The following is a 20,700-nucleotide window of genomic DNA, read 5'->3' as shown; positions in this document are numbered from 1 at the left end:
AGACTAAAGAAGATTCTCTAGTCTCACGTCATAATGGTTACTGTACCTTTCCCAATTCATGTTTCCGTCTTTATCATACTCAACTCTAACTTTGTGTTCTGTAATGTCGAGCAATTTAGCTTTCTTTAATTCTTTGTTGTACTGAACAATTGATCTAATCGATATACCTGTGTCGCGTTGTATTGCTTCTTGAGATGCGTAACAGAATTGATTCATTGTTTCAGATCTAACTATAAAACTCTCATAATAGTATAAAAGTCTAATCCCGATAAAACCAATAACCTCTACTCTTGATAATAACTTTGTTGGAAGTTGTGTGAACGGCTTATTGAATAGAACCTTATTCAGCATTACTTCACTTAACTTCTTTCTATGTATTACAACATCATTTATTATGTATTTCTGTTTATGCAGTTTTGCTAGAGATTTCTTCAATGTTCTGTTGTCATTAATATCTAAGGCTCTTTTTATAACATTGAAATCCATCTCAAACATATTATCCTTGCTACCCGACAAGTAGTACGCATACTTCAAACTAAGCAATATACAAAAATCCAATGCACTTATATTCGGATCTCTTATAATGCTATCTGGTACTTGAATCCATGAAATACCATTACTCATCGTTTGTATCATCCTTTGTTTCTTTAAGCATCAAACACAGATGAGTATTTCTCCTTTTACTTTCCACCTTCCTAATGGCATAGTTTATTGTTTCAGCCGCATACGTTATTACCTTATTCAAATAAATATTCTCCTCCGGTTATCTTAATTTTGCCTTGAGATTTTATTTCAATATCTCCATTGTGCATCATCCGAATTAAAGATCCGTTATCGTGAGCTATAATAATATCGCCAGTTTCTGTGCTTAGTTCTACACCATTATCTTGAAAAATCAGCCGTCTTTCTTGTGCTGAGTTGTTATTATTATAAATAAAGCTCCAGAGACCATTGGGTTTACTTATTTTTGCGACACCAGATTTATTACTACCATCATTGTTAAGGATGAGTCCATCACCTAATCCCTGCTCCATGGGTGGGGTGAACTTATTAAATCTTTTAATATGCTTAACGTCTGGAATCGGGGCAGATTTATTTACTATACCATCATCTGTAAAAGCCATGTAATTTAGTGAGCCTCCACATGCCTCATCTGCTGCTTTCGAAAAAGCATCTAGGAATGTATCAAAAACGTTGACTTTCTTTGTGTTCGTATTATTTAACAGATTAAATAAAATCGGCTGGGCAACATGCATCCCAACACCTATCGCGAAGACATACACTTCATTGGTAGCTGCTCGAACTAAGTATGGCTCAAAGTTATTCTCATTATCAAAGTAAACGACGCTCCATAGTCCATCTATCTGCATTGGTATGACCAATTGTAAAGTATGTTTAAAATCCTTTATCGTAGGATTTAATTCAATGTGCTTAGAGTATACATTTTCTAAAATTTTTATAATTGTTTCCATATGCAAATTTTCTGTATTTAACTCAAATAATTTACTCGCTACCTCCTTGCTCATTTCCGTTTCACCAGAACAGTAAAACACAAATCCGTTACCGTTATCATATAATTTAGTCATATCATCTGATACTTGATATTTTTCTCCGTTAATAATGGTACACGTCCTAGTATCTGCTGCCATGGCGATCTGTCTGTTTCCATTAAAGAAAGCTGCACAAAATAAACTCATTAATAAAATTATCCTCTCTTATTTTTGGAGGGAAGGGAAAAGGTGTTTCCCCTCTCCCTTATATGTATTAAAAGTAGTAGTAACGATACATGTATTTATTATGTATTGATATTAATATCCTTTAGTAAAATTTTCATTTGAGGAAAAATAAAAGGAAGCCCAACATAATATTCCACTCCATTTTGATCTGTTAATGTTCCAATAGGAATCGACGCTCTATACCATTTTTCTTCGTTAGCATCATCGTACTCCTCTATCTCCTTTAACCCCAATGTCACTTGTTCGGATTGCACTAAGTAAGTTTTTCCGTTACTTCTATACAATCTTCCTTTATCACTAGAAAATGATAAACCTAGCGATTCAACTGCCTCTTTTTTACTGGAATACTTCTTATACTTTTTATCTGTTCGTAGGTTAAATGAATCAGTTAAGTCTACCTCAAAAACGTAATGTGGCTTAGATAAAGCCTTTTTAGCGTTGTCACCATGACTGAGCACCTGAATATTAAATAAACGATAACCTATTGTTGGATCTTCGTTTATTCGGTCTATAGTTGGTCTAGACGATAATTTTTGCTCATCTCTTAGATAAACCTTACTCATCTCACACCATTGTAACCATATATCAGGTCTTTTCATTATTACTTCTGAACATGCATCTATAACGTTACTCCAATCACAGTAAACACCATCATAGACCCCTTGCCCATATTTGCAACTGTTAATCCTTGATTCCATTGAATTATAAAGTAGTTGAGCCGCAAACTCGTCTTCCTCTTTTATTAATCCACTTTCAATAGCATTTAATACGAATAATATTGATCTTGGTTTGTCGTTTTGTTCTCCATATTTAGCTAACCATTTCTGTAGTTCGGTTGGCGGTAATGCGAAGGGTCTTCCTAGTTTTGGTTTAGATATATAACAGACATCTCCTTTATTATGCAATTCACGTTTAAACTTTAAATTCTTTACACTCTATCATTTATTCATTACCTTATCCCTTTTCATTTTGTGTTTATAATTTGCCTCGTCGATATATATTATTGCATCTCCATCACCTCCTTAATATCCCAATTATTAATCCTAGATATAAAGAGTTCAAATTCTACCCTGTCATTCAACATTATTAAAAAATGAATCATCTTCTTCTCTTCTCAATTTAGTATCTTCACCAAGATAATTGAATTTGATTAGCAGTGCCTCAAGCTCTAAAGTGAATTCACTCTCATCCCTTGTTCCATATGCTAATTTATTCCTCTTATCTAGTAGATAAACTAATTTTGTGATTGCACTGATCTCTAATATACTTTCTTTTGGCTTAATACCTTCACTGTCTAACTCAATATAATCATCTTTTTCCAACATAGAACAAATGTCATTCAACAAACTGAAATGCCTATCAAAAATAAACTCTCCTGAAAATCCTTCATTGTAAAGAACCGCCTTTATCCTCAATAGAAGTTTTTGAATTGCTAGTTCCTCATATTTTGATCTTAGTTCATTTTCATGAGGATTGTAGTCCCTCATTATTTCATAAGCGTTACCATCCTCATAAATAATCTCAGGTACAGATATCGTATCCCTTTTTGAAATCCTATTTAAATACTCAATATCAATTTCAATCTTCTCGGACTCTGTTAGTTCTTTTTGAAAAAATTCTCTCTTCAATTTAAACAAATTCTCAAGTTCGTCCAGTTTTGTTTGCGATATCTTTCTTTTTCCTCTTATCCAATCGCTTACAGTTTGAGGCTTAATATCCAATCTTTTGGCAAGTGCTGAATAATTTCCATTAAACAATTTGACTATGTATTCAAGACCAATAGACAATTTTATTCCTCCTTCAGCTCCACTAGATCAAATATAACATCGACTTAATATTAAGTCAATGTTAAACGACTTATTATTAAGTCAAACTGAATTTTCGTAGATCCTAACACAATTATTCCCCTTCTAGCAACACAGCAACTAGTAAAAAGGTAACCACAAGGAAATAAGTATTAGTAAAGGGGTAAAATATTTTATGCTTGAGCTTGATTCACCTACTTTTAGAATTTGATTTTAGTCAACCCTTAGGTTAAAATGTAATGGGAAAGTGGGACGGATTAACCGCCCCTTTTTGGGTAAATGCTTTCTAGTTGTGGCGCTTAGCCTTGGCGTAGGCTTTGCGCTTTTTCTTTTATTCTAATATTGTTGAGGTGTTAATCATGAAACTAGTCCCAGGACAAAAAGTAGTAGCCGGAGGAATTGAATATACATATGACATCGATGAACACGGAAGAGACACTTTAAAAACATACGATGAAGAGTTTAAAGTCTGGGGAACTCTAATTTTTTCTGAGGAAGATACGGACGCTGAAGTAAAGCTGATCGAGGCATTATCTAAAGAGTATATTAGTAAAATGACTCAATAATATACTTTTAGCTAACTTCTGTCTTCATCAAGGTGAGTATTATGTTTTACCCTTGGCGCTTAGTCTTTCGTGGAGACTTGGCGCTTTTTCTTTTTGCGCTTCTTCTTATGAAACAAGTTTGCGCTTCTCCCTTCTCAATTGTGTAAGCTCCATTCTAATCTCCATTCTCCTTTCTAGCGTAGTTCCCCTATATGAAGCTTCCTTTACGAGACGTCTCACTTTATACCCAATATCCTTGATTGGACCACCAGTGGAAACGTAATATACTTTGACAGAATAGATTGAATTTTTGTTAAGCATAAAGCAATGCCCCCATCAATTTAACATTAGGTAGCTGCTGCTTGATCATAAATAAATCGGTAATGTTAGCACTCGATTGTTTGAAACGTCCTAACTTAGCACAGTTGACCGGTTCCATAAAAAGATGCTGCAGCGCCTCCTTTGTATCCATCTGCAGTAATTCATCTAATGTCTTTTGTGGATAGTGATAGTTGCCGATTTCGTTGGCCAGTTTCATCATTTTTAACGTTTTTTTAGGATCACTCCATAGTGCCCTATTTGCAAACTCCCTGACGAATTGTTCACAATCCCGCTCTGTCTTGAGAAAGTGTTCCAGACTTTCGATGATAATTGTTGCTTTCCGGCTAACCTTGGACGAGTTTAAAAAACCGTTGATTAATTTTGTCATTTTGATTACCTCCGAATTTTATTTTTGCATAGGAAAATAAAAGGAAACGTGTATACATTTCCACAAAGAAATTGTATTATATAAATATACGCCTATGCGTTTATCTGTTAATCATATAATAAACGCATGGGCGTATAATGTCAAATACTTTTTTGGAGGCATTATGAAAGTCAAAATCAAGCTAAAACAAGCAATGAAAGAAAAGGGTATAACTCAAATGCAGTTGTCCGAAATAGCAAATGTTCGCCAGGCAGCTATTTCTGAATTATGTAGAAATGCGAGAACTGAAATAAACCTTGATATGCTTAGCAGGATAGCGGAAGCATTAGAAATAAAGGATATTTCACAACTACTAGAATTTGAGGAATAATCAACTTTTTAGACAAGAAAAACTATAATATTGCTAATAGTCTCTTCTACTAACTGACAGTTTTTTTATGACCTATCATTTACTATCTATCATATATCAATAAGATGGGTGGTAAGCTTAATGCATAGTAGATATATTCGAATTCTCGATACTATTATTGAGTTAAAGGAACTTGAAGATGGTAGAAAAGTAGCTGTCTATTTAGATACCGGCAAAGAAGAAGAGTGGGGGGTTGACGAAAAAGGATTTTTTCTTAAGAGTTATAACGATAAAACAAAAATGACAGTTACAAAGCGTTTTTCAGAGAATAGTGATAATCTTGAACTTAGAGCCTTCTTAGTTAAATGGTTCATTAATGAACACTACCGAAAAGTAACGGGAGATTATCCATGCTCCAGCCTACTAGATGCAGAATATAGTCGGTTTTTATTGGATAAAGTTTATATAAGAATTTACAGTACCAATGGGGAATTTGACAATTACATTTCTTATAATGAAATTTATTTCTGTGGAGATCTTGGAGAAACTACTTTTATTAAAACAAAGTATTTCGATTATGAATCCAACTCGAAATTTATTGATATAGTTTCCCAAGCAAGAAAAAATGGTTTGAAAAATTTCCAAAGAGTAAGTATTGATGCATTTGTAAATCTAAATTTTGTCTCTTCGTTTGATGAATCAATAATTTCATTTTTCGATATATCAACACAATTTAGAGTTGATTCAAATTATTTAGTTCCATTTACAATTAAGCTTAATAATATAAGAAAACAAAACAATGAAGCCCATTCCGATTGATGGAATGGACTATATTGATTAAATCAGCTTTTTATCTTTAAAAAAGAACGATTCCATCTATTGTTATTGCAGATTTTTGATCATCTCTGCATATTGCGATTCAAAACCTGGAAACTTATAAATAATGTCAAAGTTAGCGGTATCCTTCAATAAAGTTAGTCGATGAATTTCTCCTCCGATTCCAACTCTAATATCACTATTATCGTCTTCTGCTTTTTGCTTCTGCATTATCTTAATAAATGCATCGTCAACACCATTTTTTTCAATTTCTTTATAGAAATTTATATCCACTTTTGGTTTCATTGCAGCACAATATTCATATTCCTCTAATTCAAAATTCTTGTCACTTCTAAAGACAAATCCTCTGAATCCTTTTCTATCTTCGGAATATCCAAATTGATAGATGGTGGTAGTTACTTCCTTTGGATTTTCACTATTTAATTCTTGAAGGTTTTCTTGTGTTATAGTACTTAAATAATCGATGTCTTTCGCTACAACATATCTTTCTATTCTCTTGTACCAGCGCAAGATAAGGTCTAAATTCCCTGTCCCACACATAACAGACCTTAAATGCAACAAAGGAAATATTTTAGAAACATATTTTAATGGTTTTCTACTATCTGATAATGAAAGTGTATCCATTGCAATAAAAACAGCATCTTGAGTAAACAAGAAATTTAAAGCAGTCATATTTTTCCTCCTAAAAAACAGTCATTTTATCGCATATATCTTAACAGACAAAATACAGCTAAGATCATAAATAGCTATCTCATTGAATTCATTTAACTCCAATCCCTTAAACCCCTTTGACAAAGTGTATTCCTTAAATTTTGACCTAAAAGTATAATCATGACTCGATTCAGTTGATGGAGTAAAGGTTGATACTGATAAAAAATCGTCTTTTAAAATACATTTTTCATCTACTTCAACTGCCAAGATATGTCTTCCGTATTCTGCGCATTTATCAAAATCTCTAGACAGATAAATTGCTTTCCCCAGCGATCCTTTTGTTAGATAATCAAGCGAAAATCCTTGTTTGATTATTGATGCTGCATTATCAGATGAAGTCCCGTGGAATAATCTCATTTATTGCCAAACCCCTTTTGAGTTTATCATTTTCTCCCTTCCATCAACACAATCCACAGATATAAATACAACTAAACTTATAATTTTCCATAGAGGATATGACCTTTTTTCTCCTCATCTTCTCCAAATACAACTTCATTAGGCCAGTTTAATGAATCTCCTTTTCTCTTTCAGTCAACCATATTTAGTTTAGGGCGTATACCATTTCTACGTTTTCATATTTCAACTTACTAATCCCAACGTTTGTACTCCACCTAATTAAGGAAATGTATGTACTGTCATACTTCACCATATATTAATCTATGAATAACCGTATCAGTTTAACTAACCTTTGCTTTTGATTTCTCGTCAGTGTTCTTCCATTGTAGGTAATTAACACTTCTATAAATGATTCTTCTGATAAATCAATTTTATTATTGTTAAGATTATTCTTTGCTCGACCTAGAATCCAATCAGCCGAAACCTTGTATAAATCACAGAGAAGTTTAAGCGTATTTAAGTTTGGTTCGGCTCGACCTGACTCATATCCACTTAAAGTTTTATTGTTTACACCTACACGATTCATAACGTCTATTTGCGATAAACTAGCTCTCTCTCTCGCCAACTTCAGGCGTTCTGCCACAGTAAAATCCATATATATCGAATTAATAGTATTAGGCTCACTCTGATTCAAAACTAATCAACTCCGTTGGTATCAACTTCATCAACATTCACATAGCGAATAACCTTTTTCGTAATTATATATAACTTCAACTCTAAGAGATAAATGTTTCAAAGTCCTCGTACTGTTTTGGATAAATATCGGCTTTTTCCTGCTAACTTGTTCTCATCAACATAATTACCAATCTTTTAATACAATTCTCGGTAATCTACAAATTCATCTAACAACTCAATGGACTTTTCCATGCCAAGCTGCTTTTCCAGTTTAAAGTAAAGTTCATTCTCTAGTTTTTGATAGTCCATAGGTACTTTGAAAAGCTCTTTATTCATTAGTATCATCTCCTAATCAATAGTCCGACAGTTTAATCATTACTCTGCATTTGCAACGTTTGTTCTGTTTCTTAACCTTCACTACACTTTGACACTTGGGACATACTACTTTGTCCATCAAACCTGCTTTCCCCCTTAAGTTCGATAGTAAATCCCCTTCTTATATTCCTCTAAGGCAAACTCTAGTGCTGCAATTTCTTCTATAAGCCTATATCTTTTTTCATCGCCCTTGTATTGCCTAATACTACGATTTAATTCTGAAATCTTTTCTTCTTCTAGTCGAATATGCTCTTTCTCTTCGTCAGTCATTTTACTCTTATCTATGTAAGCAATAACTTCCGCTGTGATCTCTTTAATACCAAGTTCATTACTAATTATTGCTCGATGATTACCACCGCTTCCAACGACATAACCACCTTCTGGACGAAGAACTAAACTTATGCCCCTTGGGTTTATATCCTTCCAACCCATATTTATTATCTTATTTCTCAAATATATCAAGTCGTTTTCTTCGAGTTTACGCGACAATCCGATGATTTCGGTGGGATCAACTGTAATAATGCCCAATTCCACAGATATGTAATTGTTGCTATTTTGAATACGATCAATTTCTTGATCAGAATCAAGCCACTTTTTACTCATTGGTTGTTGAACCTCACTTCTTCATGACAGTCATATTTCATGTTGACTTTTGACATTGAAATCCCTCATACTTCGGAAAGCAATGGAGTACCGACTCAATTAGATTTAGTGTGGATACTCCTAGCCCTTCATCTATCTCTATGTCAACTCGCTCAACATTGTTTTTATCCAGTTTCCCACGGTTAAATTTGTAAGCGAATAATGATTCATTGTTGTATCTAATAAGATGGACTTCGCAAGATTACTATTTGAGCTTTCTGGATTATAGTGTTGACTATAGAATCTTTCTTTACTGTTTCTTCCGGCTTTACCTATCTTTAATATTTGTCTTGATACTTATAGGTATAAACAAACATCTTAGCGTCAATAAATTTACAGGAATGTGGTTTATCTCGATCTATAACTCTAATCTGATCGTCGATTGGGTTAATACCTACCTTACTGAGCATTTAATTAAGAAGGGCTTAACTTTAGTTACAATATCCATTAAATCACCTTCCTATGAAAGATTCGTTTTCATTACCATCTTGGTATTTTATTAATATCTATATCCATTACATTAAGCACGTCTTCTAACAAAGCTTTTGCTTTCTCATATCCTCCACAATAAATAGGAGATATTGCAATTGTTATTATATCCCATGGATAGAGTTCAACGAGTCTTTGGGTAAATGTTCTCACCTTATCAGACGACAAAAGAATCGGGTCAAGTATGTCATCCACTGTATTAAAAACATCAACATCCAAGTCAAGTATTGCCGATCTATTCCCAACCTTATTAGCAAATAAGTCTTTATCGTATGCTTCAAGAAAATCTTCGATTTCCCTAAACCGCTCATGTTTATAACTAAATCCTGAAGGTAGCGCAGAAATAATCAACCTATTCATCTGGTTTTTATCGTCTTTCATGAGGTCTTCATATGAAACAACATCATCTCTATAATTAGACACATAAATAACTTCCTCAATTGTTTTTCGGGCCAGTGCCGCCCAAATAAAATTATCAATTCTCATAAGATAGGACTCCGATGTTTGTCCAGTGCTATAGTCATGTCCTTGGCAAACTTTCAGTATTTCCTCTTTTGTCTCTGCTCCGAGTAAATTCTTAACTAACACTCCATCGGGAACATCATCAAGATGGGCATCAACATGGACTACAATCGATTGATTACTTATCCGTTTTTCAAGTCTTGCAATTTCCCAAGAAGCAAATGCCCAGTTGTGATCTCTCATTATGTAGATCCTTTTATCATCAGTATGAACTTTCCAATTAATGTTCTTTCTCCATTCTTCGCTCATTGAGATTCATCAACTCCTTATGAAATGCTAATTTCATTTGCTTATTCATTTTTTCTTTTCTTATCAACGAAACTTTGAAGTGCGTGAAGAACTTTTTCTGCTTCAGCTAGTGTCAAATATGCATTATATTCGTCATATCTTAGATTGTTGGAAGGCGACACAGCAAATTTCTCTAGGTTAAACATTTCATTTTTATCATGATATGCTTCTAAAATAGAAGTTCTATCTTCAATTAGCACATAATCTTCAATACCTTGGCGCTTTATTGTAAATTCATCCAAACGCTGTTTTCTTTTTTCTCCAAATGTCTCTTCTTCTCTACGATTGATGTAATCATTGATTTCACTACCAACAAAACCAAGTAAAGAGTTACTGATTTCTGTGTCATATTCATTAATAATTATTACACGCTCATTATTTTGGTCATAAACGATCTTCCATTCATGCTTCAGCAGTTCATTTATTTGTTTCTTATATAAAATACTCTTGCTAAACTTCCCCATAAATTGTCGCTCCTAATGAAAGACTCATTTTATCTAAATGCAATATTAAGTATAGGTTTTAATTCTTGAATTAATTGTTTTTCAAGTTCAACAACCTTATTAGTTTCATCATGATTGAATATCTCAAAAGCAAATAGGAAGTTATCCTTAATATATTCTACTGAATCGACACCCGCTTTTAACGAAAATATGCGAGAAACATTTTTTCGAAAAGCAGATTTGTCAATAACCAATTTATTATTATGATAAATAGGATTGTTCAGTTGAAAATGATCCATCTTAGTGAATTTATCCGGTCTACTTTCTAAATATTTGGGATTTAAGTGTTGCGACCAAATGCGCTTTCTCAGTCCGCCCCTTCCAATTGCTTTTCCTATGTATGCTAACTCAAGGATGTCTTTTTTAAACCACGCATACAATCCAATAGATATTGGAATATCATTTCTAGATATTAATTTCGGGTCATATTTTATAGCCCACATAAGCACACACCTCATGATTTAAGTATCTAGAGAGTTTTCAAGTCGCTCAAATCTACTCTACCGATCCGATTATTGTCCTCGAACTTTACTTTAGCTTTTATAGGGTTTTTCAATTCATCAAACACAAATTCAACGATTTCACAGGTTCGATCCCTATGCTTCATTTTCAAGGGGTTGTCGGGGATGACGGTGTAATAGTCACCAATTCTCAAGATTATCTCGCTATCAAGTTGTCCTTCCTTTAACCTTTTAAGTATGTAACCAGGCAGGCTCGGATTATATTTCAACTCATCATAAGAAGCAGCGTTTCGATTTTTCTTCGTGACGATCTCCATCTTTCTCACTCCGCTCTAGATAAAAGTACTTTTTTGTAACTTTCTTTCACAATCACATTTACCGTTAAAGTAAAGTAGCGTTGCATCATGAATCACTACTCGATGTCCTTTAACAGGAAAACAAGAAAAAAGATCAACAAGTTTGAGGTAATCAACTCTGTCGAAAACATAGTCTGGTTTATCAAACTTACGGTGTAACTCTTGTCGTATCGATTCTTTACTTTTATCGTATCTCCTGATTTCCGATAGACTAGCCTGAATATTGTTACATAAATAGCACATAAAAATCACCTTCTCACCATAAATTTCCTTAAACTTCCCCGATGGTTAAATCTGGAACCATATTACCTTCATAATACTCTAATGTCTTCCACCAATACCACACATTATTCTATGAATCTTATTTGCTATGTCACTCAGGAAATAATCGCGTTGTTTAACGTCCCTAGTAGGCCTTCTAAGCGATGAATACGGCTAGCTTAATAGTTTTATGTAGCTTCATATAAAAATCAAAATTAGAGTCATTTGAATTGAGCTAATAAATAATTACCTTTAACTAAATATGTCGTGCAGCATGTCCAGTGCCTCAGCTCCACGCACCTCACCGACGACAATTCGGTTGGGCCGCATCCGCAGCGAGGATCGAATCAAATCGCGGACGGTAATTTCACCCTTCCCTTCCGTATTCGCATTCCGGGTTTCGAGCGATACTAGATTCGGTACCGTGACGATCTGCAACTCGGCCGAATCCTCAATCGTGATCACCCTCTCATCGGACGGAATAAACTGGGACAAAGCGTTCAAAAATGTCGTCTTTCCTGAGCCCGTTCCACCGCTGATAAAGATGTTATATTTGCTTCGAACAAGCCGTTGCAGCAGCTCCGCCGCTTCCTCGCTAAGCGAACCAATCGAGACTAATTGCTCCATCGTTAGCGGTCGTTCCGGAAATTTGCGAATCGTCATCGTCGGTCCCTTTAAGGCGACAGGCGGCAGAACAATATTGACCCGCGACCCGTCCCGAAGCCGAGCATCAACGATCGGCGACGATTCATTCACCATCCGATTAACGCCAGATACGATCGTTTGGATGATGTCTTCCAAGCGTTCCCGGGATTCGAAGCGGACAGGAATCCGCCTAACCTGCCCCTCCCGTTCAACGAATATCTCCTCATGGCTGTTAATCATAATTTCCGTGACGCCGCGATCCTCAACGAGCGGTTGAAGGACGTCGAGTCCTCGAAACGAATCGTACAGCCTGCGCACCCATTTCCGCTTCTCAGCCGCGGTCGCTCCGCTCAAACGCCGGTCATCAAGCACGCGCCGCTCGATAAAGTCGAGCAGCTGGTCGTCGTTCAAGACGGAGGTGACGTCCAGTCCCTGGCGGATTTCACTGCGCAGCGCCGCAAAGTCCGCTTCCTCCATCACTTATCCCTCCAGCGCCAGCGTGATTGGCCCCTCGCCATGGAGTTCGCTGCATAGCCGAATCATATCGCGTTGATAAAGAGGGGAGTACAGCAAATCCCCTTGGCGGTTGCCTTGACTCCAGGCGGGAATGTGGGATAACGTTGCCTGAATTTTCAAATCCGGCCTTGGCAAATCCACCGACCGCTTCCCCGTATAACGATTTAGTACAAACCGGGCTTTCCCCAGCAGCGACCGGTAACAATCTGGACGGGTGCGTTCAAGATGAGCCAGCCAGCCCCCGGTTTTGCGCATCACTCCCCAGTCGTCCGTGACGATCCATACAACACGATCAGCCCGCTCCAGGACCGCTTCCGTACGGCCGTCCGGAAAGGAATCCATATCCACGATCACCGAGTCGTACAAACCGCTGCCTGCGATGTACTCGAGTAACTCCGACGTATCCTTGCGTTCCATTTCCAGCAGCTCGTTGAGATTGTCCGGGGGAGCAAGCGTGTCCCCTTGCAGGACGGGATGCCTGTAGGCGTAAGCAGATATCGGAAACCGCGGCGGCTCCCGCCGGTCATCCGCCGCCTTCAGATCGTACAACAGCCGGGCCAACCCCGCCTGCCCCTCTCGTAAGCTCTGTCCGGCATGGGTCAGTTCACTGCCGATCGTCTCCAGGTTGAGGTAAAACACCTTTCCCCCTTCCGTCGCCAGCTGCCGAGCCAAATGAAGCGCAACCGTCGTCTTGCCGCAGCCGCCAACGGTAGAGTAAACCCCGATGACGATTGGCCGTCCGCGGGAAGGCATCGATGTCCCAAAGCCTCCTCGAACAAGCTCGACAACCGAAGAAAGCAACTGATGCAGCGGTTGATACTTCTCAATACAAAGGCCGTTGGCTCCCGTGAGATTGCCGTCTTCCCCCAGCTGAATGCAGCAGAGTCCAGGCCGCTTCAGCGGATCAACCGCCTCAAGAAATGTCGCATCCCCCAATATTGCGTCGATGTCCCCGCCGGACTCCAACACATATTGGGCAAATGCCTCTTTTCGGCTAAATGCCGTCACCACCAAACGCCGATCAAACTCGCTTGCATGCACATACCGCAGAAACGGGTCGATATACTCCTCTTCTTGCACGGCCAGCACCAATTTAATCGGAACCATGATCCACCCTCCTTCTTCAATGGAACGAAAACAAAAAAGCACCGCCCAAAACCCGAATGAAAATCGGATCATGGACGGTGCTACCGTTCCCGTATTCCTTAAATTTACAGTAAGAATATCACAAATATGGATCGCAGACAAGATTTTTTTATAGATTCAACGCCTCTACCCGTCCTCCAAAAACCGCTCCTTCAGCTCACGGGTCGGAACCAGGCAGGCCTCGTCCTTCCCAAACCAGCGGTAACGATGCTTCGCGACGAATTGATATGCCGCATCCCGAAGGCCTCGCGGGACGATGATCAGCACATATAGCAGCGGCCAGGGATACCGTAAACCTCTGGCTATACGCAGTGCCGCCGCCGAGCGGGTATAGGGAGTCCCGTGTTCAATCAAAACGACGCTGTCCAGCGCTTCCTCACGTGCCCCCGCTGCTCTCAGCAACCGGCTGCCGGCCGGCGATTGCAAGGAAGCAAAGCGGAATCGCCCTACCGGGTCACGCTTGATGATAAACTTGACGGCTCCTTGGCATAAATGACAAACCCCATCGAATAAGATGACGTGCCCTTTCCATTCATTTGGCCCCTCAGACACGCTCTAGCCCCCTCTCCTTGCGGCTTCGACGCTGCTCCTAAATGATATATAAGAAAAAAGCACGGGAAATATCCCGTGCTTGCCGTCGCCAGATGGCAAAAGCGATTACTTGGACGAAAGCTTGTCGAGCCACTGTCCTTCTACCATTTGACGGTTAATTTCACCCGAAAATTTCTCCATGCATTGGCAAATGAAGTCTTTACGGCAGACCGGGCAAGGTGTCTTTTGCAGCCTGCTGACGTTGGTTAACCGCCATTCGGGATTACGGTGGTAAAACACGCGGCACGCCGTACCGTCGGCCATATTCACGATAAACTCATACAACCCGTCCTTATCGTTGCTGCCGGCCTTGGTTACATTTACAACATTCGGTCTGTAGGACATGTTATCACCCATATTATCAAATTTCTTTCCAGAGCGAAGCTCTTTTAGTACTTAGTCATATTAAATAATTTTTATCAGCATGTCAACTTGAAAACCCGCCCAAACGGCCTGATCCGGCGCATATTGTGCAAGATGTCTATTAGAATGTGCAAATCTTCCCCGCCCCATACACCCAGACTACGAAAAACAACTTTGCATAACCAAAAAAGAACCTCCCGGAGTTTCCGAGAAGTTCTTTATCGGCTTCAATGATGCGGTCGAGAGGACTCGAACCTCCACGGGCGTACGCCCACTACCCCCTCAAGATAGCGTGTCTGCCATTCCACCACGACCGCGATTCTAAAAGACGAACATGAATTATTATATCTTCGTAGTCATGAAAAGTAAAGTGGAATTATTTGTCCCTCCGCCCGGCCTTCAGCCTCCGGTAACGGGTAAACTCGATGTACTCCCGCACGAAAGCCCGCTCTGATTCAGTCAATGAGCTCGCAAACAAATTCCAATCTTTTTCGATGGAGACATATTCCGTTCTTTGGTCTTGCACCAATTCGGCCTGTTTCTCTCTTCCGGTCATGAGCCAGTCCAGGCTGACATCAAAAAACGCGGCGATTTCAATCAATTTATTCGTACTCGGCGTGGACTTGCCGCGCTTCCAGTCCCCGAGATTTCCTGTACTGATCCCAAGTTCTAGGCAAAAGGCTTTTTTAGTCATACCGGCGTTTTTGATCAGCAATTCGATACGTTCGTAAATCGACAACTTCTCTCCAACCTTCCTAACAAACATTAATGACGCAATTAAGTTATTTTTCCGTTGTAGAACGACGCATATGCGTATATAATAGAGTAAGATACCGCGATACTATTCCATGAGGCTAACATACGCCTATATCTTAACACAGGGCCGACAAGTACTTAATAGGTCGGAAGACTGCCCTTATTTCATGACAGGAGCGCACCCGCCGTGAAAGAGAACCCGCGTTGGAAAGAACCCTATCATTCGTTAAATCAAAGCGTTGCGATCCTAGACCCTAACGGAACGATCGTCTCCGTCAATCGGACCTGGGCCAATCGAGCCTCTCAACTTGGCGTTGCTCCCGAATGGGGGCGGCCCGGTTTGAATCTATTTCAGTTTTTTCAGCATGGCCCCCATCATCTTACTTATTTTAACGTCCGCCAGCTGCTGGAGCAATTTTCGCGTATTTTAAATGGGGATACCAAGATATTTGCCTTTGAATTCAAGGCCCCAACCACCGAAGAGGAACTATGGTATCTTGCCGAAATGACCCCTTATGCCGAAGAGGCATCCGCCCCTCCCCATGGAATCGTGATCACCTGCACCGACATCACCCGAATGAAACGTCAGGAAATTCAAATGCAGCATGATTTGGCTCATATTCGAACGCTCCGGGGGCTGTTGCCGATTTGCGCCGTATGCAAGAAAATTAAAGACGAAAGCGAAATGTGGAGCACCATCGAAGCCTACCTTATTAAGCATACCCACGCCGAATTTACCCATGATATTTGTCCGGATTGCATTCGAGCACTATACCCCAAATATTCTTCGATCCTGGATCTGCCGCCCCAGTCGGAATAACCTGCTCACACTTAACGTATCGTTCTTTCTACTTTGGCTTTGGTCGGGGCGGGATTCATCCGCCCCTTTCTCACTCGGCTGATCTGCTGCCCTAACGTAGCACCGACCAAGCCTCCGGCGATCAGGCCGACACCCCCAAGCTGGAGTAACGCCGCCAAGGTAGCGAGCACTGCCCCGCATCCCGCGGCGGCCATAAACGGCAGCGTGCGTTTCCCCCCGGCAAGCAGGGCGATGAAGAGTGCCGGCAGCGCGAAAGTTAACACCTCAGCCAGCTCTGCGGTAACAAAACCGCCCAGCCCAGTGCCCGCTGCTGTACCTGCCACCCATGATCCATAAATGGCCATAGCGAAAGTAATATAATAGGAAGGCGATATGATGTCCCCTTGCGCTGCCCGGCTCGAAGTCACTGCAAACCCTTCGTCCGTAAGACCCATCGCCGCCAGCCACTTCCCGGATTCCCGCCAATTCGCCAAATAAGGCCCCATCGTCGCACCATACAGAACATGACGCATGCTTAACAGGAGGAGTGTCGTGATAATTGTAACGGGGGCTGCGGCCGAGGCGAACATGCCTAGCAACATAAACTGAGCTCCTCCCGAGAAAATCCACACCGAGCTGAACACGGTGATTCCTCCCTGTAACCCTCCCGCTGCAGCGAGCACGCCGTAAGTCATGGACAACGGAAAATAAGCTAACATGATCGGGAACGCATCCCGCAAAGCCAGTTGGATTTCTTCTCTTTGATACGACCGATTCATTCGGTTCATGAACGCCATTCCCTTCCCTCTAATGGGTACTTTTCCATCTACCCTAACCAGGTAAGAAAGCCGGCATAAAACAAGACGCCGGCAGCCACGGTTAATAGAAGCCGTCGTGACCACCAGGCAATAATCATCGTAGGAATTGCTGCAAACAGCATCGAATTATCCACTAGCGGAATCCACTTCCCGTCTTTGAGCAGCAGAAGCGGTCCAATCAGCGCGCCTAGCACGGCAGGAGACACATAGGACAACCATTCTTTCGTCGATTCAGACCATCGGACACGGCTCCCTAATACTAAAGAACCTGCCCGCAATAAATAAGTTCCTGCTCCAATCAGAATAATAATCCAAAGCTGGGTTGCCACGTCTTGATCTCTCCTTGACCTGAAATGCATTTCATAATCTATACTCTAGAAAAACAGACAACACCCCCAACGATGGGCTAGGAGGAAACTACCATGAAATTGATTGCCGTGGATTTGGACGGAACATTGCTCACCTCGGACAGCCGCCCGAGTCCCCAAGGCTTGGACGCCATTTCGCATGCGGTAAGCCAGGGCCATACTGTAACGCTCTGCACCGGGAGAGCTAGCTTTGACGCCCGACATTTAACCGGAGAGCTGTGGATCCCGATCATTGCTTCGAATGGAGCGGAAGTTTTCGACTCGAAAGGAAAGCTGCTGCGGGAAACGCCAATTGACCCAAGCGCTGCCGCGGAGGCCATTCGTTATCTATTGAAGCAAAATGTGTATTTCGAAATCTTTTGCCCGGAAGCCATTTATTCGCCTTCCGACGGCGAGCAGAAACTGCTGGCTGAAATGGATATTCTCGTTAGCGCGAATCCGGAGGTCGATCGGGATCAGCTCTGGGAGAGCGCCAAAATCCAGTTCGTCCAATTTGGTTTCCGGGGAATCGACCAACCGCTACTATTGCTTGAGCAGGGCCGTCCAATATATAAACTCTTGGTTTATACCTTCAACGCAGACAGGCTGAACGAAATTACGGAGCATTTCAACGAGCAACCGCAGGTGCATACCACTTCCTCTGCCAACCACATCGTTGAGGTTATCGCGAAGGAAACCGATAAAGGAAGCGCCTTGCAATTCCTCGCAGGCCAGTTGGGAGTGGACATGTCCGATACCGTTGTCATCGGAGACAGCTACAATGACATCTCGATGTTTGAAACCGCAGGAACCAAAATTGCGATGGGCAATGCGGTGGAAGAGATCAAGCGTCTGTCCACGATGACCACCCGATCCAATAACGATCATGGGGTCGCCTACGCCATTCGATCCTTGCTCGAAATCTAGCCCCTTGCTCACGGCTGCAGGTATGAAGAAAGAACCTTGCTAACCGCAAGGTTCTTTCTTACTGGGATGCGGTCGAGAGGACTCGAACCTCCACGGGCGTACGCCCACTACCCCCTCAAGATAGCGTGTCTGCCATTCCACCACGACCGCATATTCAATTTGAAAATCCTAAAATCGAATGGTGACCCGTAGGGGATTCGAACCCCTGTTACCTCCGTGAAAGGGAGGTGTCTTAACCCCTTGACCAACGGGCCACAATCTAACCGTCGCTTTGAGGCAGCGACAAAAATGAGTATATCAAAAAGAGATGCACCTTGCAACCCTTAAATTATTGACATAAGCTTACAAATCCTGCCATTCTCTTTCATCTACTATTGGCTTTAATCGCCAGAAATCCCTCCGGATCACCGGAGGGATTTCTACATTCACAATTATACTCAACGGAGAGAGAGGGATTCGAACCCTCGCACCGCTTACGCAGTCTAACCCCTTAGCAGAGGGTCCCCTTATAGCCACTTGGGTATCTCTCCAAGAATGAAATGGCTCCCCGAACAGGACTCGAACCTGTGACAACTCGATTAACAGTCGAGTGCTCTACCAACTGAGCTATCGGGGAACAGTCTTAAATAACGAGAACATGAATTAATTTATCACGCTTCCGCGGCAAAGTCAAGATTCATAGCGCTTTCGAGCCCCTTCCTTCTTTCCCCAATCCTTTTAGGTGTAAGGGAAATCGCAAATGGAACTCACAAGGACAAGCCAAACAAAAAAAGGGTTGCATTCTGTTGGAAATTCAATAAAATAAACATAACGTTAAATAAATTTTAACGTATGATTATTTTTAAAGGATGGGTGCTCATGAGTCAAGAAGTGCGGGTCAAAAGTCAACCATTTCCCGGGTTTAGAGGACTGGCGGTTTACAAATCGTTTATGTATCTTCTGCTGGCCCGTGTGATTTCCCGATTTGGGGATTCCGTCGATTCCATTGCTTACAGTTGGATGGTATACATGCTCACCGGCTCCAAGCTGTTGATGGGTACTTTGTTTGCGCTCAATTTCATACCGAACATAGCCTTCAGTTTTTTTGCAGGAACGCTGGTGGACCGCTGGTCCAAACGAAAGGTCGTCGCCATTACTTATCTGGGACGCGGCCTGATCGTTTGCTTCACGGCTTTGCTCTATTGGCAAGGCTGGCTTGTCCCATGGCATCTTTATGTGTTGACGCTACTCACCTCAACGCTGGAATGCTTCGCATCTCCTGCCGAACTGGCCCTAGTTCCCCAATTGCTGCCTAAGGAAAAACTGCTAAGCGGCAATTCCTTTAGCACCTCCGCCTCTCGGGCGGCTGAATTAGCGGGAATGGCGGCCGTTGGCGGCATCATTGCAAGCTTTGGAATCTCCGCGGCCATCCTGATCGACGGGCTTACTTTCACCATCGCCGCTGCTTTCATCCTGCTGATCCGAGCGCCCCGACAGACTTCGCCTGAACCTCATCATAACGCCGCGGAAAGCAAAAGCTCCTTCTTTCAGGAACTAAAAGCAGGGTTGCTGTATCTCAAATCCAATAAGCTGCTCATTACCATCGTCATGGCTGCGGCCTTCGTTAACTTCTGCTTATCGCCGTTTAACGTGCTGAATGTCGTCTACGTGGATGAAATCTTAGGTTCGGGCCCTGTCGGCTTAAGCTTAATGGGGATTAGCTTGGTCTGCGGAACCATTGTCAGCGGATTATGGATAGGCAAAAGAGGTGCTGCCTATAAAAAAAGCCGACTCATCTTAACCGGATATCTGCTGCTTGGCCTCAATTATGCGCTGATGTACTTACCTGCGGTCCTACCGATTCAACCGCTGGCCATGGCCACGTTGTTCAGCTTTGGGATAGGTCTGTCCGTCTCGTTATGCAGCACGCCTTCTACCACCTATTTTATGGAAACGGTGCCGAAGGAGCTCCTTGGCCGCGTGGGGGCGCTTTACGGAATGGTGTGTACTTGTGCGATACCCGCGGGGAGTGCCCTCGCCGGTATCCTGGGGGAATGGGTGCAAGTCCACCTGCTGTATGTGAGTTTTGGTATTCTCTTGCTGGTTCCCGTTTTTATGTTGATGAAACAGCGAAATTTCATGGAGATCTGATCCGATCATGCTTTGCGCAATTTATAGGCCCGAGCTATACTTAAAATAAGTGACGGTCAACC

26 protein-coding genes, 5 tRNA genes and 1 pseudogene are annotated in these 20,700 nt (G+C 41.2%); 6 read left to right on the top strand and 26 right to left on the bottom strand.

Annotated features, from left to right (window positions below):
* Positions 1–3: 3 nt before the first annotated feature.
* The 4 genes from MKZ15_RS06250 to MKZ15_RS06235 all read right to left on the bottom strand — a co-directional run bounded on the left by MKZ15_RS06250 (position 4) and on the right by MKZ15_RS06235 (position 3,523).
* Positions 4–624, bottom strand: coding sequence for a hypothetical protein (locus MKZ15_RS06250; protein WP_339820709.1), 621 nt, complete (start codon positions 622–624; stop codon positions 4–6).
* A 113-nt stretch (positions 625–737) separates the two neighbouring features.
* A complete protein-coding gene (locus MKZ15_RS06245) occupies positions 738–1,697 on the bottom strand; it encodes a hypothetical protein (protein ID WP_339820706.1) in 960 nt (319 codons plus the stop codon).
* 98 nt (positions 1,698–1,795) lie between these two features.
* Positions 1,796–2,641, bottom strand: a complete 846-nt coding sequence (locus MKZ15_RS06240) for a hypothetical protein (RefSeq protein ID WP_339820703.1) — start codon at positions 2,639–2,641, stop codon at positions 1,796–1,798.
* 168 nt (positions 2,642–2,809) lie between these two features.
* A complete protein-coding gene (locus tag MKZ15_RS06235) occupies positions 2,810–3,523 on the bottom strand; it encodes a helix-turn-helix transcriptional regulator (RefSeq protein WP_339820700.1) in 714 nt (237 codons plus the stop codon).
* Between the two features lie 377 nt (positions 3,524–3,900).
* On the opposite strand from MKZ15_RS06235, the gene MKZ15_RS06230 reads away from it, so the two are divergent.
* A complete protein-coding gene (locus MKZ15_RS06230) occupies positions 3,901–4,107 on the top strand; it encodes a hypothetical protein (RefSeq protein WP_339820697.1) in 207 nt (68 codons plus the stop codon).
* Between the two features lie 292 nt (positions 4,108–4,399).
* Here MKZ15_RS06230 and MKZ15_RS06225 read toward each other — a convergent pair whose 3' ends face one another.
* Positions 4,400–4,795 carry a hypothetical protein gene (locus tag MKZ15_RS06225; RefSeq protein WP_339820694.1) on the bottom strand — a complete coding sequence of 132 codons (396 nt, stop codon included), beginning with the start codon at positions 4,793–4,795 and terminating at the stop codon, positions 4,400–4,402.
* A 163-nt stretch (positions 4,796–4,958) separates the two neighbouring features.
* On the opposite strand from MKZ15_RS06225, the gene MKZ15_RS06220 reads away from it, so the two are divergent.
* The gene (locus tag MKZ15_RS06220; protein WP_339820691.1) at positions 4,959–5,165 is read left to right on the top strand and encodes a helix-turn-helix transcriptional regulator; all 207 of its coding nucleotides are present in this window, start codon (positions 4,959–4,961) and stop codon (positions 5,163–5,165) included.
* 120 nt (positions 5,166–5,285) lie between these two features.
* Positions 5,286–5,963 carry a hypothetical protein gene (locus MKZ15_RS06215; RefSeq protein WP_339820689.1) on the top strand — a complete coding sequence of 226 codons (678 nt, stop codon included), beginning with the start codon at positions 5,286–5,288 and terminating at the stop codon, positions 5,961–5,963.
* Positions 5,964–6,026: 63 nt separating this feature from the next.
* Here MKZ15_RS06215 and MKZ15_RS06210 read toward each other — a convergent pair whose 3' ends face one another.
* The 15 genes and pseudogenes from MKZ15_RS06210 to MKZ15_RS06140 form a co-directional block, all read right to left on the bottom strand.
* Positions 6,027–6,653, bottom strand: coding sequence for a hypothetical protein (locus MKZ15_RS06210; RefSeq protein WP_339820686.1), 627 nt, complete (start codon positions 6,651–6,653; stop codon positions 6,027–6,029).
* A gap of 21 nt (positions 6,654–6,674) precedes the next feature.
* Positions 6,675–7,049 (bottom strand): hypothetical protein, encoded by a 375-nt coding sequence (locus MKZ15_RS06205; protein ID WP_339820683.1) that lies wholly within the window; start codon positions 7,047–7,049, stop codon positions 6,675–6,677.
* 295 nt (positions 7,050–7,344) lie between these two features.
* Positions 7,345–7,722 carry a helix-turn-helix transcriptional regulator gene (locus tag MKZ15_RS06200; RefSeq protein ID WP_339820680.1) on the bottom strand — a complete coding sequence of 126 codons (378 nt, stop codon included), beginning with the start codon at positions 7,720–7,722 and terminating at the stop codon, positions 7,345–7,347.
* A 176-nt stretch (positions 7,723–7,898) separates the two neighbouring features.
* Positions 7,899–8,039 (bottom strand): hypothetical protein, encoded by a 141-nt coding sequence (locus MKZ15_RS06195; protein WP_339820678.1) that lies wholly within the window; start codon positions 8,037–8,039, stop codon positions 7,899–7,901.
* 135 nt (positions 8,040–8,174) lie between these two features.
* Positions 8,175–8,681, bottom strand: a complete 507-nt coding sequence (locus MKZ15_RS06190) for a hypothetical protein (protein WP_339820676.1) — start codon at positions 8,679–8,681, stop codon at positions 8,175–8,177.
* A gap of 519 nt (positions 8,682–9,200) precedes the next feature.
* Entirely contained in the window at positions 9,201–9,980 is a 780-nt protein-coding gene (locus tag MKZ15_RS06185; protein WP_339820674.1) for a UPF0489 family protein, read from the bottom strand.
* 41 nt (positions 9,981–10,021) lie between these two features.
* Positions 10,022–10,483 (bottom strand): hypothetical protein, encoded by a 462-nt coding sequence (locus MKZ15_RS06180; RefSeq protein WP_339820671.1) that lies wholly within the window; start codon positions 10,481–10,483, stop codon positions 10,022–10,024.
* 29 nt (positions 10,484–10,512) lie between these two features.
* A complete protein-coding gene (locus MKZ15_RS06175) occupies positions 10,513–10,965 on the bottom strand; it encodes a hypothetical protein (protein WP_339820669.1) in 453 nt (150 codons plus the stop codon).
* Positions 10,966–10,991: 26 nt separating this feature from the next.
* A complete protein-coding gene (locus tag MKZ15_RS06170) occupies positions 10,992–11,300 on the bottom strand; it encodes a hypothetical protein (RefSeq protein ID WP_339820666.1) in 309 nt (102 codons plus the stop codon).
* 570 nt (positions 11,301–11,870) lie between these two features.
* Positions 11,871–12,722, bottom strand: a pseudogene (locus MKZ15_RS06165) (ATPase, T2SS/T4P/T4SS family); the annotation flags it as partial.
* Between the two features lie 3 nt (positions 12,723–12,725).
* Positions 12,726–13,868 carry a hypothetical protein gene (locus MKZ15_RS06160; RefSeq protein ID WP_339820663.1) on the bottom strand — a complete coding sequence of 381 codons (1,143 nt, stop codon included), beginning with the start codon at positions 13,866–13,868 and terminating at the stop codon, positions 12,726–12,728.
* Between the two features lie 165 nt (positions 13,869–14,033).
* Entirely contained in the window at positions 14,034–14,459 is a 426-nt protein-coding gene (locus tag MKZ15_RS06155; RefSeq protein ID WP_339820660.1) for a thiol-disulfide oxidoreductase DCC family protein, read from the bottom strand.
* 105 nt (positions 14,460–14,564) lie between these two features.
* Positions 14,565–14,843, bottom strand: coding sequence for a hypothetical protein (locus MKZ15_RS06150; protein ID WP_155606492.1), 279 nt, complete (start codon positions 14,841–14,843; stop codon positions 14,565–14,567).
* Positions 14,844–15,095: 252 nt separating this feature from the next.
* A tRNA-Leu gene (locus tag MKZ15_RS06145) sits at positions 15,096–15,178 on the bottom strand.
* A gap of 59 nt (positions 15,179–15,237) precedes the next feature.
* A complete protein-coding gene (locus MKZ15_RS06140; protein WP_239483494.1) occupies positions 15,238–15,600 on the bottom strand; it encodes a helix-turn-helix transcriptional regulator in 363 nt (120 codons plus the stop codon).
* A 204-nt stretch (positions 15,601–15,804) separates the two neighbouring features.
* On the opposite strand from MKZ15_RS06140, the gene MKZ15_RS06135 reads away from it, so the two are divergent.
* Complete coding sequence (locus tag MKZ15_RS06135) at positions 15,805–16,437, top strand: PAS domain-containing protein (protein ID WP_339820657.1); 633 nt, start codon at positions 15,805–15,807, stop codon at positions 16,435–16,437.
* Positions 16,438–16,448: 11 nt separating this feature from the next.
* On the opposite strand, the gene MKZ15_RS06130 is transcribed toward MKZ15_RS06135, so the two are convergent.
* On the bottom strand, positions 16,449–17,204 hold the full coding sequence (locus MKZ15_RS06130) for an AzlC family ABC transporter permease (protein WP_339820654.1): 756 nt from the start codon (positions 17,202–17,204) through the stop codon (positions 16,449–16,451).
* Between the two features lie 38 nt (positions 17,205–17,242).
* Entirely contained in the window at positions 17,243–17,563 is a 321-nt protein-coding gene (locus tag MKZ15_RS06125) for an AzlD domain-containing protein (RefSeq protein ID WP_336244866.1), read from the bottom strand.
* Positions 17,564–17,656: 93 nt separating this feature from the next.
* Here MKZ15_RS06125 and MKZ15_RS06120 point away from each other — a divergent pair, with 93 nt between their 5' ends.
* Positions 17,657–18,508 (top strand): HAD family hydrolase, encoded by an 852-nt coding sequence (locus tag MKZ15_RS06120; protein WP_193415507.1) that lies wholly within the window; start codon positions 17,657–17,659, stop codon positions 18,506–18,508.
* A 67-nt stretch (positions 18,509–18,575) separates the two neighbouring features.
* Here the strand turns inward: MKZ15_RS06120 and MKZ15_RS06115 are convergent.
* The 4 genes from MKZ15_RS06115 to MKZ15_RS06100 all read right to left on the bottom strand — a co-directional run bounded on the left by MKZ15_RS06115 (position 18,576) and on the right by MKZ15_RS06100 (position 19,124).
* Positions 18,576–18,658, bottom strand: a tRNA-Leu gene (locus MKZ15_RS06115).
* A gap of 29 nt (positions 18,659–18,687) precedes the next feature.
* Positions 18,688–18,762 (bottom strand) — tRNA-Glu (locus MKZ15_RS06110).
* Positions 18,763–18,949: 187 nt separating this feature from the next.
* A tRNA-Ser gene (locus tag MKZ15_RS06105) sits at positions 18,950–19,038 on the bottom strand.
* A 10-nt stretch (positions 19,039–19,048) separates the two neighbouring features.
* Positions 19,049–19,124, bottom strand: a tRNA-Asn gene (locus MKZ15_RS06100).
* A gap of 242 nt (positions 19,125–19,366) precedes the next feature.
* Between MKZ15_RS06100 and MKZ15_RS06095 the strand changes: the two genes are divergently transcribed.
* Entirely contained in the window at positions 19,367–20,638 is a 1,272-nt protein-coding gene (locus MKZ15_RS06095; protein WP_193415508.1) for an MFS transporter, read from the top strand.
* Positions 20,639–20,700: the final 62 nt, after the last annotated feature.

Origin of the sequence: Paenibacillus sp. FSL R7-0216 (genome assembly GCF_037969915.1) — a bacterium.
GTDB classification, from domain to species: Bacteria; Bacillota; Bacilli; order Paenibacillales; family Paenibacillaceae; genus Fontibacillus; species Fontibacillus rhizolycopersici.
The sequence above is the reverse complement of the archived record's forward strand: the minus strand, read 5'-3'. Positions and strand labels throughout refer to the sequence as shown.